General features: G+C 37.2%; 13 protein-coding genes. All 13 read left to right on the forward strand.

Going from position 1 to position 14,755, the window contains the following annotated elements; translation table 11 throughout:
* Positions 1–93: 93 nt before the first annotated feature.
* The 13 genes from scpC (at position 94) to rpsA (ending at position 14,636) form a co-directional block, all read left to right on the forward strand.
* Positions 94–1,614, forward strand: a complete 1,521-nt coding sequence (scpC, locus tag EK386_RS18435; RefSeq protein ID WP_126660651.1) for a succinyl-CoA:acetate CoA-transferase ScpC — start codon at positions 94–96, stop codon at positions 1,612–1,614.
* 70 nt (positions 1,615–1,684) lie between these two features.
* Positions 1,685–2,194, forward strand: a complete 510-nt coding sequence (locus EK386_RS18440) for a YfiT family bacillithiol transferase (RefSeq protein ID WP_126660652.1) — start codon at positions 1,685–1,687, stop codon at positions 2,192–2,194.
* 419 nt (positions 2,195–2,613) lie between these two features.
* Positions 2,614–3,810: an acyl-CoA dehydrogenase family protein gene (locus EK386_RS18445; RefSeq protein WP_126660653.1), complete on the forward strand. Its 1,197-nt coding sequence runs from the start codon at positions 2,614–2,616 to the stop codon at positions 3,808–3,810.
* 114 nt (positions 3,811–3,924) lie between these two features.
* Positions 3,925–4,884, forward strand: coding sequence for a VOC family protein (locus tag EK386_RS18450; RefSeq protein ID WP_126660654.1), 960 nt, complete (start codon positions 3,925–3,927; stop codon positions 4,882–4,884).
* A gap of 21 nt (positions 4,885–4,905) precedes the next feature.
* On the forward strand, positions 4,906–5,745 hold the full coding sequence (locus EK386_RS18455) for an alpha/beta fold hydrolase (protein WP_126660655.1): 840 nt from the start codon (positions 4,906–4,908) through the stop codon (positions 5,743–5,745).
* Positions 5,746–5,775: 30 nt separating this feature from the next.
* Positions 5,776–7,281 carry an FAD-dependent tricarballylate dehydrogenase TcuA gene (gene tcuA / locus EK386_RS18460; protein WP_126660656.1) on the forward strand — a complete coding sequence of 502 codons (1,506 nt, stop codon included), beginning with the start codon at positions 5,776–5,778 and terminating at the stop codon, positions 7,279–7,281.
* 431 nt (positions 7,282–7,712) lie between these two features.
* Positions 7,713–8,678 carry an asparaginase gene (locus EK386_RS18465; RefSeq protein WP_126660657.1) on the forward strand — a complete coding sequence of 322 codons (966 nt, stop codon included), beginning with the start codon at positions 7,713–7,715 and terminating at the stop codon, positions 8,676–8,678.
* A gap of 245 nt (positions 8,679–8,923) precedes the next feature.
* Positions 8,924–9,598 carry a glutamic-type intramembrane protease PrsW gene (gene prsW / locus EK386_RS18470; protein WP_126660658.1) on the forward strand — a complete coding sequence of 225 codons (675 nt, stop codon included), beginning with the start codon at positions 8,924–8,926 and terminating at the stop codon, positions 9,596–9,598.
* Positions 9,599–9,769: 171 nt separating this feature from the next.
* Positions 9,770–10,558, forward strand: a complete 789-nt coding sequence (gene sleB / locus EK386_RS18475) for a spore cortex-lytic enzyme (protein ID WP_126660659.1) — start codon at positions 9,770–9,772, stop codon at positions 10,556–10,558.
* 12 nt (positions 10,559–10,570) lie between these two features.
* Entirely contained in the window at positions 10,571–11,860 is a 1,290-nt protein-coding gene (locus EK386_RS18480) for a PepSY1/2 domain-containing protein (protein WP_126660660.1), read from the forward strand.
* A gap of 82 nt (positions 11,861–11,942) precedes the next feature.
* A complete protein-coding gene (locus tag EK386_RS18485; protein ID WP_126660661.1) occupies positions 11,943–12,587 on the forward strand; it encodes a flagellar brake protein in 645 nt (214 codons plus the stop codon).
* A gap of 134 nt (positions 12,588–12,721) precedes the next feature.
* Entirely contained in the window at positions 12,722–13,396 is a 675-nt protein-coding gene (gene cmk, locus EK386_RS18490; protein WP_126660662.1) for a (d)CMP kinase, read from the forward strand.
* A 94-nt stretch (positions 13,397–13,490) separates the two neighbouring features.
* Positions 13,491–14,636, forward strand: a complete 1,146-nt coding sequence (gene rpsA / locus EK386_RS18495) for a 30S ribosomal protein S1 (RefSeq protein ID WP_126660663.1) — start codon at positions 13,491–13,493, stop codon at positions 14,634–14,636.
* Positions 14,637–14,755: the final 119 nt, after the last annotated feature.

Genomic DNA, 14,755 nt, shown 5'->3' on the forward strand with positions numbered 1-14,755 from the left:
TGGAGTTTTGATTGGCAATAATGTTTTGAATTTTTACCCCAAAGATTTTACAGAGTAAGGAAGTTAAACAAAACTACTACGAGGTGATTGTTAATGGGAAAAGATTTAAGCCAATTTATCAGGAATGAGGCGTTTTTAGACAAGGTTGTTTCAGCAGAGGAAGCAGCTTCTTGGATTGAAGACGGAATGAACCTTGGAATGAGTGGATTTACACTATTTGGTGAGCCAAAAGAATTTCCACTTGCACTTTCTAAGCGCGGACAGAATGAAAAATTCAAGGTCAACTTATATACTGGTGCTTCATTAGGACCAACTGCTGACCAATCAATGGCTGAAGCTGAAATTATTAATTTACGTGTTCCTTACCAAGGAAATGCTACAATGCGTGGGAAAATTAATGCTGGTGAAATGTATTACATCGACCAGCACTTATCACATGTAGCTGAAGAGGTGCGCAAAGGAACATTAGGTAAAATCGATTATGCGATTATTGAAGCAGCAGCAATTACAGAGGATGGTTACATTATTCCAACAGGTTCAGTAGGTAACTCGCCTATTTTTGTAGAAAAAGCTGAAAACGTTATCATTGAGTTGAACACGACTGCTCCAAGTGCATATGAAGGTATACACGATATTTATGTTTTAGCTGAGCAAGGTGATCGTCGAGAAATTCCATTGTACAAATGTGGAGAACGTATTGGTGAAATTGGTATTAAAGTAGATCCTGCAAAAGTAAGAGGTATTGTGTTATCTGAACAGCCAGACATTCCTTCACCATTATTTGAACCAAATGAAGAAACACAACAAATCGCGAATAATTTATTAGATTTCTTCGCGAAAGAAGTAGAGGCAGGCAAATTACCTCTATCTTTAGCTCCATTACAATCAGGTGTAGGTTCAGTTGCAAATGCTGTATTAAATGGCATGAAGACATCGCAATTTAAAGATATTGAAGTTTACTCTGAAGTATTGCAAGATGGTGTGTTTGACTTAATTGATGCAGGTGTCGTGAAGTTTGCGTCAGCTACTGCGTTCTCACTTTCGAAGAAGCGTGTAGATTCATTAGCGGAGGACTTAGAAAAATATAAAGATAAAATTGTATTTAGACCACAAGAAATTTCTAACCATCCAGAACTTATTCGTCGCTTAGGTATTATTTCATTTAACACGGCGCTGGAAGTAGATATTTATGGTAACGTAAACTCTACACATGTAAGTGGTACAAAAGTAATGAATGGTATCGGTGGTTCAGGCGACTTTGCTCGTAACGCGCGTATTACAATTTTCGTAACACCGTCTTTAGCGAAAAATGGGGCAATTTCAGCGATTGTTCCGTTCGTATCGCATATTGACCATACAGAGCATGATGTCGATGTGATTGTAACTGAGCAAGGATATGCGGATCTTCGTGGACTGCCACCAGTGAAGCGAGCAGAAAAGCTGATTGAAATCGCACATCCAACGTACCGCCCACAATTACGTGCTTACTTTGAAGAAGCAAAAGAAAAAGTCGGCGGTCAAACACCACACATTCTTGAAAAAGCGTTTTCTTTCCATACAAGCCTAAAAGAAAACGGAACAATGTTATTTGAGGAAAAAGAAGTAAAAAATTAATTCAACAAACACAAAAGGGTTACATCAATGTGTAGCCCTTTTTATTATATTTTAATAGGGGGATTTAAAAATGGATGTACGCTTCCCAATTGGACAATTACAAGTTCCTGAAAAGGCAACACGTGAAAACGTACAAGAATGGCTAAAGCAAATTGAAACTTACACGACTCGATTACGAGAAACGGTAGGCTCATTAAATGAAGAGGAATTAAGCAGAACGTATCGTGAAGGTGCGTGGAACGTTCGTCAACTCGTTCATCATATTGCCGATTCTCAGTTAAACATGTATCAACGGCTGAAGCTCGCTTTAACCGATGATAATCCAACAGTACCGGCGTTTAATGAAGAAAAGTGGGCGATTCAGCCGGATACAAAGCTTCCTGTAGAAACGTCGATTAAAATGCTAGAAGGGATCAATGAACGCATTGTATCGTTAGGGCAGACTTTAACGGAAGACCAATTAGATCGATTCTTTACTCACCAGATCAACGGGAAAATTACTGTGGCAACGAAAGTAGCAAAATTAGCTTGGCACCAAGAGCATCACTTAGCTCATATAAAAATTGCATTAGCACAATAAGATAAATGACTGAGGACCGGGCATGGTTTGATACTTGCCTGGTTTTTCTGTTTGTCTAGCTGCAGGCGTTAGCTCCTCGGCAACTTCAGAATCGCCTTCAAGGACAAAAAGCGTCCTTTTGTCGATTCTTCCAGTTGCTTTCAGAGCTGGGCGAACGCCTTCCACTTTTCTGATTGTCTAGCTTCAGCGCCCTAGCCCCTCGGAAACTTCAACTTCCTCCTACGCATGCAAGCATGCTTGTCAGAAGTCTCCAGTTTCTTTCAGGGCTGAGCGAGGGCGCTTCCGCCTTTCTTACAAAAAACCAATAAAATTTATTGAAAACCCCTTTTAAAGTTCAATGGTTTTTATGCTTACTTTTCGGTGCAATAAACCGTAAATTTATAACAAGCAGTCATTATAACTAAAAGGGGTGTAGTAGGATGAATACAGCGATTGAAAAGCAAAGTACTATAATTGAATCTGCACGTGAAATGATCGTCAGTTTAAGAGAACGAGCGAAGGAAACGGAAGAAATTAGACGTATTCCAGAAGCTACAATAAAAGAGCTAAAAGAAAAAGGGTTATTTACGATGTTACGACCAAAACGGTATGGTGGTCTAGAACTAGATTTAAGAACCTATAGCGAAGCCGTTGTTGAAATTGCGAGAGGTTGTGCATCGACGGGGTGGATTGTAGCTCTTTGTGGAATACGGGAACTAATGGTAGCTGAATCATTTTCAGAAAAAGCCCATGATGAAATCTTTAGTGAAAATCCGGAAGACGTTTTATTTGCAGGTGTATATGAACCTAGAAAATGTGTTGTGAAGAAAGTGGAAGGTGGCTATTTAATTGAAGAAGGGTACTGGATGTTCTGTTCTGGTTCCTTACATGCGACATGGGGGTACTTCGGCTTTCCTATCTATAATGAAGAGGGTGTTATGGTTGACCAAAAGTTAATGACGCTTCCGTTTAAAGAATTAGAAATTATCGATGACTGGCATACGCTAGGTTTAAGAGGGACTGGCAGTAATAGCGTAAAAATGACGAATGTCTTTGTTCCAGAACATCGTGTGACATCGTTTAATGAAGCGTTAAACGGAAACTTTGAATCGACACATTTACGTGATATCGCACTGTATCATACAGCACTTTTCCCAGGTTTAATTCTTTCCCTTGGGTTATCCGGGTTAGGGGTATTGAAAAATGCATTAGATATTTTCAAAGAGTCACTTCCATATCGTAAGGCGGCTCATATGGGTGTTGAATATGTAAAGGACGCTGCGAGCACACATGCCATTCTAGCTGAAGCTACTTTAAAGGTAGAAACAGCAGAACATTATTTCTACAATCTAGCAAATGAACTGGATCGCTGGGCAAATGAAAAGAAGTATATGGAGCCACAAGCTCGAGTGAAGGCATTAGCAGATATCGGATATGCAAATAAACTATTAAAAGAGGCGCTTGATCTATTGCTATCAGGAAGCGGTTCTGGTTTTGTATATGATGGTCATCCAATGCAACGTGTTATTCGAGATTTCCTAACATTACATTCTCATCGTTCTTTATCACCAATTATTACAATTGAAAACTACGGCCGTGTGCTAGCTGGTTTAGAAACAAATGCGATTCGCTATTAATTAATACAAAATGAATGCGTTTACAAAATGTAATAGATTCATTGAGAGGGATTTGGTTTAACCAAGTTCCTTTCAAAACGACCTAAAAATTCTTATTTGAATGGGGGAATAGAAATGAAACCAGAAATTGCAAAATTGGGCTATATTGCATTAGTATCTGCGGATTTGGAGAAATCGTTAGTATTTTTTAAAGATGTCATCGGTTTAGAAGAGACAACTGTTATTGATGGTGTTCATTATTTACGTGCGTGGGGAGATTTTCAACATCATACCTTATCCATTGAACAAGGAGACCGCGGATATGTTCGCCATATCGGATGGAGAACGAAACGGAAAGAAGATGTACAAAAGTTTAAAGAACTTCTGCAACAACAAGGGGTACCAGTAGAAGCAATCGCACCTTGGACAACTCCAGGCATCGGGGAAGCAATTCGATTCAAAGTACCTAGTGAGCATACGTTTGAACTTTATTACGATGTGGAACGACCATCCGTAGATGAACATCGTCGTTCTGTATTGAAAAACCAAACTTATAAATCGTGGGCAAAAGGGGTATCACCAAGACGACTTGATCATGTCAATCTTCATACTTCTGCCAATTCGAAAAAAGCCTATGAGTTTATGCAAAATGTTTTAGGTTTTAATATGCGAGAACTTCTTAAAGGTGACAATGGTGATATTTTAGCAGGCTGGATGAGTGTAACACCATTAGTGCATGATGTTGCATTAGTGTCTCGCCAAAAAGAAGAAACACCGACTCCAGCTAGACTACACCACCTTTCTTATTGGGTAGATGATTCTCAAGATATTTTACGTGCTGCAGATATTTTAAGGGAACATGGTTTTGACTTTGTTGGACCTGGAAAACATGCCATTTCACAAGCACTTTACTTATATGTTTGTGACCCAGGAAGTGGCGCAAGGGTGGAGCTGTTTACAGGTAGTTATTTAATTTTCGAACCAGATTGGGAACCAGTTGAATGGAGCGAGTCCGAACGAGCATTTGGTAACACGTATTGGGGTGACAGTATTTCCAAAAAAGAATTAGTGAAAACCACAATTGAAGCAATGTAGAGAAGAGAGGAGTTACGAAAAATGGCACATATTACAAGTGAGCAAATTAGAACTACTGATTTTGTAACGTTTTTAAATCGTTCAGGTGAAAACAATGCAGAAACTATCCTATTCTTACATGGTTCGGGCCCAGGTGTAACTTCCATTGCAAACTGGAAACCAGCACTTGAAGAATGCGGCGAGAGCTTTCAATGTCTAGCACCAGACCTATATGGATTTGCGAATAGTAGCCATCCAGAAGTGCCATTAAAAAATCGCCAAGCATGGATGGACGAGTGGGTGAAACAAATGATTCAATTACTCGACCATTTAAATCTGAATAAAGTCCATGTTGTAGGGAACTCATTAGGATGTTCCATTGCACTTGAGTTGTTATTAGAATATCCAGAACGATTTGACAAGGTTGTTCTAATGGGCCCAGGCGGAACACCAAATACGAAACTAAGTCTAGAGCTTGCTAGAGCCAAAAGCTTTTATGACAATCCATCGAAAAAACGTTTACAACAAATTATGAGCTGGTTTGTTTATGATGTGGAAAAAATGTGGTCAGTTATTGAATCATTAACGGATGATCGCTTCGAAAATGCCATGAGAGAAGAAGTAAGACGTTCGAATAATTCGATCTTTTCGACGGCTGCAGTACCAGTTCCTACAGTGGCTTTAAATCGAATTGAAAATGAAGTGTTATTAGTGCACGGATTAAACGATAAAGTTTGCTCTATTGATTCGAGTTATTATTTGGTGGAGCATTTAAAAAACGTACAACTGCATGTATTTAGTCAATGTGGTCATTGGACGCAATTAGAAATGAAGGACCAATTTAATACACTCATTCAAACATTTTTTACAGGGAAAATTTAATCAATTGATATGAAAAGGGAGTTGAATTCTATGACTCAAGACTTCCATTATGAAGCAGATGTTGTTGTCATTGGTGCTGGTAATGCGGCGATGTGCGCAGCAATATCGGCGAGAGAAAACGGAGCGAAAACCATCGTATTAGAGAAATCACCGGAAAAAGAAAAGGGTGGAAATACTACCTATACCCATGGATCCATTCGATTTGCCTACAACAATAACGATGACATCAAACAATTAATTCCAGACCTGGATGAGGAAGATTTTAAAATAACTGATTTCGGAAGTTATACAGAGGATGAGTTTTATGAAGACATCTGCCGTATGACCAATTATAAAACAGACCCTACACTAGCATCCCTATTATCAGAAAAAAGCTATGAAACGATGAAATGGTTAACCTCTCATCACATTCGCTTTATTCCGATTTATGGGAGACAAGCATTTAAAATAGACGGCAAGTTTAAGTTTTGGGGTGGCATGGTGTTAGAATCGGTCGGTGGGGGGCAGGGTTTAGTAGATGCCCTTCATGAAGAGGCTAAAAATTTAGGCATTGCAATTTTATATGACACGATGGCTACACAATTAATTCATTCAGATGATGGTATTGTTGGGGTGGTGATGAAGGAAAAAGGTAAAACAAAAAGAGTGAAAGCAAAATCCGTCATTATCGCTTCTGGTGGTTTTCATGCCAATGTAGAAATGCGTACCCGTTACCTTGGTCCAAAATGGGATCTTGTCCATACAAGGGGTAGTCGCTACAACACAGGCGAAGGAATCCAGATGGCTTTAAACATCGGGGCTCTTCCTGCTGGTAACTGGTCACAGGCCCATTCTGTCACAGGTGATCGCTATTTACCCGATTTTGAAGAAGGTTTCCAAAAATTAAGTTACCCATTTGGCATAATGGTGAACGCAGAGGGCAAGCGTTTTGTCGATGAAGGAGCAGATTTTCGAAACTATACCTATGCAAAATACGGAAAAATCATAATGGAACAGCCACACAATTGTGCATGGCAAATTTTCGATGCAAAAGTATCGCCGTATTTACGAGAAGAATATAAAGGACGCAAAGTAACAAAAGTGAAAGCCAATACCCTCGAAGAATTAGCAGATAAGATTAGTGAGCTAAATAAAGAAAACTTCTTAAAAGAAATAAAAGCCTATAATGATGCAGTTGATGAGTCTGTCGCTTTTAATCCCAATATTAAAGATGGTCGTTGTACAAAGGGACTGGCAATTCCAAAAAGTAATTGGGCCAATAAAATCGATACAGCCCCATTTGAAGCGTATGCCGTAACATGTGGAATTACGTTTACATATGGGGGCTTGAAAATAAATGAACAGGCAGAAGTTCAAAGTCTCTTATACGAAAAAATGAATGGTTTGTACGCTGCGGGAGAAGTAGTCGGAGGATTATTTTATACAAACTACCCTGGAGGCGCAGGACTTATGGCAGGTTCCGTGTTTGGAAAAATCGCTGGAGCAAATGCGGCAAAGTTTGCTTTGACTAGACTAACTTCTAACATCAACGTATAAAACATACTTCTGACTGTCATCAAAATGATACAATATCTAATTTTAGTTTTAACTTGGGTATAAAAATCTGCTCTTTAGGGAGTAGATTTTTTCTTTTGAAAATAGAAAACCTTTTTGGATCTCCTTTTTCGTTTTGGGGTGATGAAAACCATCTTGAGTAATTATTTCATCAGTTTTGGTGTTCATCGATGTGATGAAAACCATTTTGAGCAAATTTTTCAATAATTTTGATCTTCATCAGTAACAAATTAAAGCGATACTACACATACGACATAATAAAAGTTAAGTGAAATATACACTTAATCTTGCATAAGTCCTATAGAATCACCGGAAAATAGACTTTTTCCAAAAATTAGTAATGCATGACAAAATTAGAATTATAATAGTGTGAAAACGAACTTATTATGTATAATAGGTTTGAGGTGTTTTATATGAAAAAAAAGGTCGTCTTAATCACTACAGGTGGGACAATTGCAAGCCAACGAAATCAATTTAATATGTTAGAATCCGGGAAGTTAAATGGGGAAGCAATTTTAGAGATGTGTAAACTGGAAGATCAGATTGATATCGAATTGATCGATTTATTTCAACTTCCATCGATGCATCTAACTTTTGAAAATTTGAATCATTTAAATCAAACCGTACGAAAAGTGTTTGAAGATCAATCGGTAAGCGGTGTTGTTATTACGCATGGAACCGATAGCTTAGAAGAAACAGCCTATTTTTTAGAACTAACTATTGATGATACAAGACCAGTTGTTGTAACTGGTTCTCAAAAATCTCCTGCAGATGTTGGGTCAGATGTCTATTCCAATCTGAGAAATTCATTATTAGTAGCTTCCAATGAGCAAGCAAAAAATATTGGAACGTGTGTTGTCTTTAATGAGAAAATCTTCAATTCGAAATATGTGAAGAAGGTACACACTTCAAGCATTGATGCCTTTGGAGCAATTGGTTATGGAATGTTGGGGTATATTGATAATGACGAGGTTAATGTTTATCAAAAACCAATTAACAAAGAATATTACGACATTAAAGATCATTATCCCTATGTTGAGATTGTAAATGCATATTTAGGGGCAAACTCCAAATTTTTAGACTTTCTATTGGAGTCGGATGTTGAGGGGGTTGTCTTAGTAGGTTCTGGTCGTGGTCAAATTACACCGGAAATGACAAAAGCGGTTGAAAAATTAAGTAACAAAGGAACGAAAATCGTATTAACAACATCAACAGATGAAGGACGTGTGTTCCCATCCTACGACTATTATGGAAGTGCGAATAATTTGAAGAAATTAGGAGTGCATATGGGCGGGGACTTTCATCCAAAAAAAGCACGTCTAAAATTAATGTTGATGCTAGCAAATCAAGCACAGAACTTTGAAACTTTTATGCGATAATTTTCTTTATTCAGGATATGCCACTGTGTATATCCTTTTTTAATGAATGCTTTTAAACAAAGTAATGGCAATAAGCGTCAATATTATGCCAACCACCCTGTTGATTGAATGAATATATTTCGTAATAAAAAATAACTGTTTTGCAGTTTGGAATGTGGTAAGGATATTATTGTAAATTTCTAAACTTTTTATGAAGTAATTAATGATATAATGAAGTCATACTGTTAAAGAAAGGAGCGTCGGCAATGTTTCTACTTTTATCTGCAGCCATTGCTCCAGGGTTAGCATTATTTAGTTATTTTTATTTGCGAAATCAAATGGCAACAGAGCCAAGAAAAACATTGCTCCAAACATTTATTTTTGGTGCGCTCATCACATTTCCCCTTATGTTTATTCAGTATGTACTTCGAGAGGAAGGGGCATTTTCAAACCCTTATTTAGGGGATGTATTAGTTGCCAGTGGATTAGAAGAATTTTTTAAATGGCTCGTCATATTTTTACTTATTTTTCGACATGTTGAGTTTGATGACCCCTATGATGGAATTCTCTACGGGGCAAGTGTTTCATTAGGATTTGCAACGGTTGAGAACGTCCTTTATTTATTATCTTTTGGAATAGATACGGCATTTATAAGAGCGCTTTTACCTGTTTCAAGTCATGCCTTATTTGGCGTTGTGATGGGATATTATTTTGGCAAAAGTAAATTTCAAAAAAATGATAAAGAAATTGAGTATTTGCTTCTTTCAATTTTAATTCCATTCGTTTTACATCTCATTTACAATTCAATCTTAACTTTTAAAGGGTATTGGGTAATTTTAATTGCTCCATTTATGCTATATCTATGGTGGACTGCGCTCCGTAAAGTAAAGCTAGCACACCAGCATTTGGTTCAACATTTATATGAACAGAAACATAACTAAGCAACCTCTTTTTCATTCCAAATGAAAATAGAAGTTGCTTTTTATTTTCTTTTAATAAAGCCGATCTCCTGAATTAAAAAATAGTAATAATTATAAAGAAAACGATCTTCTCACAGGAAAAACGTATAAAAGTTTTCGTTTTTTACATGCTATGAGAAAGGAGTGAAATAAATGGTAAGAAGTATAATTATGACTATCATTTTATTGCTTGGAAGTTTTGCTTTTGTGAAACCACCAACCGACACATATGCGTTTTCTAGCCAACTGATTGAGCGTGGTTCATTTGGAGATGATGTTGTAGAGTTACAGGCTAGACTACAATGGTTAGGGTACTATAACGGAAAAATCGATGGGATATTTGGCTATGGTACCTATTGGGCTTTACGAAACTTCCAAAAAGAGTTTGAACTCGATATTGACGGAAAAGCAGGAAGTAAAACAAAAACAAAATTAGTCAATGCAACCCAATACAATGAAAAATGGGTAAAACAACAAATGGATGCAGGTAATCAATTTACGCATTATGGTGGAACCCCACTAGCACAACAAACCAAAGCCGGAGCGGGTTCCTCTAAAAGTTCAGATGTTCAAGTTCCAACAAAGTATTCCGAAAGAGATTTACAATTGATGGCCAACGCGGTCTATGGTGAAGCACGAGGAGAGCCTTATGAAGGACAGGTGGCAGTTGCGGCAGTCATTTTAAACCGTTTGGAATCACCAGAATTCCCAAATACAATTTCTGATATCATATTCCAGCCTGGTGCCTTTACTGCCGTGGCGGATGGGCAAATTTGGTTAACGCCAAATGAACGTGCAAAAGAGGCTGTATTAGATGCAATGAATGGTTGGGATCCTACTGAAAATGCTCTGTATTACTTTAACCCAAAAACCGCGACAAGTAAGTGGATTTGGTCCAGACCACAAATAAAGCAAATCGGTGAACATATATTCTGCCACTAAAGGAGGGACCATATGAAAAGTGCAATCTATTTAATGTCAATTGTGATATTAGCGTTGGGGCTATATGCGTATGATGTAAGACAAGAAAACACCCAATTACAGCAAACCGTCCATGCGCAATATACGAATTCTTTAACGAAGGCATCTGAAAAATTGACAAGTCTTCAACAATCCGTATCTCAATCATTACTATTTCAGGACCAGGAAGCTCTTGAAAAAGAACTAGATAATATTTGGCGAACTAGTAATGAATTTCGTTCCTCTATTAGTAATTTACCCTTGAGTACCGATGTGGCGAATGATTGGTTACGCTATGTTGGGAATATTGGAGAAGAGGCAAAATACGTCGCGGATAATGGTGATTATGATGAATGGTATAAAAAAATGGGTACCGTTAATGAAAATTTACAAGCTCTTTCAGATGAATGGGCTGTGGCTACATCGAATTATTATCAAAACGACGGGGACTTTAAAAAATGGGCAAATGTGGCAGCCAATGAAACGAAAGAATCACCATTTAAAAACGTTTCAGCAAACTTAAAATCTTATACAGAAACAGATTTCCCATTAACAGCTAGTGAATCGGATTGGAAAAAGAAACAAGAACTACAAAATTTAAATGACAAAGAAATTACGAAAGATCAAGCAATTGATAAATTAGAGCTGCTTTTACCAGGGATAAAGGATGCAACCTATACGGTGACGCAAAGTAAAGAAGATGCCCCATATCCTTTCTATCATATTCAATTTGTAAAAGGTAGCAGAATCGGTTATGCAGATATTACGGTGAAGGGTGGCCATATTTTATCCTTCTTATCGGAACGACCAGTGCAAGAACAAACAGGGATTACACAACAACAAATAAAAGATTTAACGAACCAGTTTTTAGAACGTGCAGGCTATAAAGATCTTCAACTAGTAGAAATGCGTGAAAATCATGATGCATGGCATATTTCTTTGGCAAGAGTTGCGGGGAAACATAAAGCTCTTGTTTATCCAGATGGTATTCAACTTAAAGTATCAAAGGATAGTGGAGAGCTCCTTGGTTTTAATGCAATGGAGTATGTACAAAAAGAAACTGTAGATGAAAATCAACCAGTGAATCCAGTTGATTGGAACACATTCTTCCGCCCAGGTACATTTATTGAAGAGGAAAGAATGATTTACACTGAAAATGAAGGCTTCCAATTACGACTCTGCTATGAAGTCATTGCACGATTTGATAATAAATTAAACGAAACATTTAGAGTTGTAGTAGATGCAGAAAATCATGACGTGATTAAAGTGGAATATATGCCATAGATTGAAAAATATGTTAAACACCTAGAAAATTAGCTCAATTCGTGCAATAATAAAACTATCATTATTGTGCGAGGCGAGGCAGATGGAACTAAAAATCGGGACTTCATTAACGTTAGAAACAACAAATACAGAGCAAGTAGAAAAATATCACTGTAAAGTTGTAGAACAAGAAGGACATGTAATATTTATTGACTATCCAGTAAATGCCATTACAAAAAAGACCGCGTTTTTAGTAGATGGAGCTCAATTTCGTGCTTCCTTTATGACAGAAGATAAAATTAGCTATGCATTTAATACTGAAGTATTGGGTAGAAGAAAAGGGAACATTCCCACAATTATGATTTTGTGTCCACCAGATGAGGAATTTATAAAAATACAGCGGCGAGAATATGTACGTGTCAATACGCCTGCAGATGTTGCTGTACAAGTGAATGATTCATTTTATCAGTATGTTACCGATGATATAAGTGCAGGTGGTATGGCACTTCAATTACGGACAACTCCTCCGTTTCAAGATGGCGATTTAATTCATTTAACGATTGTTCTACCTTATACAAATGGGGATATTCGCTATGTGAAAACGGATGCCAATGTAGTGAGAGTTTTTGAAAAAGATAACAAAAAACTAGCATCCTTACAATTTACTGAAACGGACGATTTAGATAAACAATATATTGTCCGATTCTGTTTCGAACGTCAGCTACTAAACAGAAAAAATGCAAAATAAGTTAAAGTTAAAAGCCCTATTTATAAATAGCGGCTTTTTTATTATCTATGATGCGCAGTAGTATTGCTTTTCTAAGTTCCAAATAAGAAAATATAGGACTCATATGGTACAATGTTGTGGAAAGTAGGGATATTATGGGTAAAAAAATTCAAATTGCGATTGATGGACCAGCAGGAGCTGGAAAAAGTACAATTGCGAAAATTGTTGCGGAAAATTTAGGCTTCACTTATATCGATACAGGTGCAATGTATCGAGCAGTAACGTATAAAGCGATGTTAGAAAACATAGATTTAAGTGATGCTAAATCATTAGAAAAACTTGTATTAAATACCTCTATTATTTTGAAACCTTCTCCAAGTGGACAACTTGTATTTGTGGATGGGGAAGATGTTTCGCAATTAATCCGTTCTAACGAAGTGACCGCTAATGTGAGCCAAGTTGCTGCACATTCAAATATACGGGAAATCCTTGTTGCGAAACAGCAACAATTAGCGATTAGTGGGGGCGTTGTTATGGATGGACGAGACATCGCAACGCATGTTTTAAAAGATGCAGAACTTAAAATTTTTATGTCTGCATCAGTTGAGGAACGAGCAAGAAGACGATTCATTGATAATGAAAAACGAGGAATCCCTTCTACCATTGAAAAGCTACAAGAAGAAATTGCTAAGCGCGATCAATTAGATAGTGAAAGAGAAGCTTCTCCATTAATTCAAGCAGAAGATGCTATTTATCTCGATACAACTCATTTAACGATTGAAGAAGCAGCAAACGAAATTTTGGCATTAGCTAGACAAAAAATGGAGTAACATTTAGAATTTTTTGATATTTGAGGAAAATTTTTTGTTTTTATATACAAATTCGAATAAAATAGAAATTGGAAGATGCGAAGGAGGGTTACATATGTCTGAAGAAATGAACTTAGGAGTAAACCAAGAGTTTCGTGAAGGAGATATTGTGAAGGGTGTTGCTGCTCAAGTTGAAGATAAAGCAGTAATTGTTTCCATTGAAGGTGCACCTTATGATGGTATTGTACCAATTAGTGAACTTTCAAGCTTGCATATTGAAAAAGCTTCTGATGTAGTATCTGTTGGAGAAGAATTTGAACTAATGATTACGAAAGTGGAAGAAGAGAACTTTGTGTTATCAAAACGCAAAGTGGATGCTTTAAAAGCTTGGGATAAGTTAGAGAACCAGTTTGCAACGGGTGAAATTTTTGAAGCAGAGGTAAAAGATGTTGTGAAAGGCGGCCTAGTTGTTGATTTAGGCGTACGTGGCTTCGTTCCTGCATCACTAGTGGAAGATCACTTTGTAGAGGACTTTGAAGACTACAAAGGTAAAACATTAAGTTTTAAAATTACAGAGCTTGATAAAGAAAAAGGTCGTTTAATTTTGTCCCATCGAGCAGTACTTGAACAAGAAAAAGCATCAAAGAAAAAATCTGTTTTTGGAGAAATTAAGTCTGGTGATATCCTTGAGGGTACTGTACAGCGCATTGCCACATTTGGTGCTTTTGTTGATATTGGCGGCGTTGATGGGTTAGTTCATATTTCTCAAATTTCTCATGAACATATTGATGATGTTAGTTCGGTCCTTTCAGAAGGGCAGTCTGTGAAAGTGAAGGTTCTATCGGTCGATCCGGAAAACGAAAGAATTTCATTATCAATTAAAGATACTTTACCTGGACCATGGTCAAATATTGAAGAAAACGTATCAAAAGGTGCTGTGTTAACAGGAACAGTGAAAAGACTAGTTTCATTTGGAGCATTTGTTGAAGTGTTCCCTGGCATCGAAGGGTTAGTGCATATTTCTCAAATTTCCCACAAGCACATTAATACCCCACATGAAGTGTTAAAAGAAGGTCAAGAAGTTGAGGTAAAGGTTCTTGATGTAAATGCTAATGATAAACGTTTATCACTTAGTATTAAAGATCTTCAAGAAAATCAAGCAAAAGAAGAAGTTATTGATTATGAATTACCAGAGGAAGCATCCGGTTTTTCATTTAGTGATGTAATTGGCGATCAATTAAAACGCTTCTCTGGAAAATAATATTAATAAACACGTAATGGACATTGAACTGCTCCCTGTCAAGTAGACAGTGGAAATAATAAAAATGCTTTAAGCGGCTTGAGCTCTGTATTCCAGGGGACTCAAGCCGTTTAATGTTT

The organism is Lysinibacillus antri (assembly GCF_003977595.1).
GTDB classification, from domain to species: Bacteria; Bacillota; Bacilli; order Bacillales_A; family Planococcaceae; genus Ureibacillus; species Ureibacillus antri.

Coding starts and splice junctions, on each gene's coding strand:
- scpC (WP_126660651.1), top strand. CDS start 94: ATGGGAAAAGATTTAAGCCAATTTATCAGGAATGAGGCGTTTTTAGAC.
- EK386_RS18440 (WP_126660652.1), top strand. CDS start 1,685: ATGGATGTACGCTTCCCAATTGGACAATTACAAGTTCCTGAAAAGGCA.
- EK386_RS18445 (WP_126660653.1), top strand. CDS start 2,614: ATGAATACAGCGATTGAAAAGCAAAGTACTATAATTGAATCTGCACGT.
- EK386_RS18450 (WP_126660654.1), top strand. CDS start 3,925: ATGAAACCAGAAATTGCAAAATTGGGCTATATTGCATTAGTATCTGCG.
- EK386_RS18455 (WP_126660655.1), top strand. CDS start 4,906: ATGGCACATATTACAAGTGAGCAAATTAGAACTACTGATTTTGTAACG.
- tcuA (WP_126660656.1), top strand. CDS start 5,776: ATGACTCAAGACTTCCATTATGAAGCAGATGTTGTTGTCATTGGTGCT.
- EK386_RS18465 (WP_126660657.1), top strand. CDS start 7,713: ATGAAAAAAAAGGTCGTCTTAATCACTACAGGTGGGACAATTGCAAGC.
- prsW (WP_126660658.1), top strand. CDS start 8,924: ATGTTTCTACTTTTATCTGCAGCCATTGCTCCAGGGTTAGCATTATTT.
- sleB (WP_126660659.1), top strand. CDS start 9,770: ATGGTAAGAAGTATAATTATGACTATCATTTTATTGCTTGGAAGTTTT.
- EK386_RS18480 (WP_126660660.1), top strand. CDS start 10,571: ATGAAAAGTGCAATCTATTTAATGTCAATTGTGATATTAGCGTTGGGG.
- EK386_RS18485 (WP_126660661.1), top strand. CDS start 11,943: ATGGAACTAAAAATCGGGACTTCATTAACGTTAGAAACAACAAATACA.
- cmk (WP_126660662.1), top strand. CDS start 12,722: ATGGGTAAAAAAATTCAAATTGCGATTGATGGACCAGCAGGAGCTGGA.
- rpsA (WP_126660663.1), top strand. CDS start 13,491: ATGTCTGAAGAAATGAACTTAGGAGTAAACCAAGAGTTTCGTGAAGGA.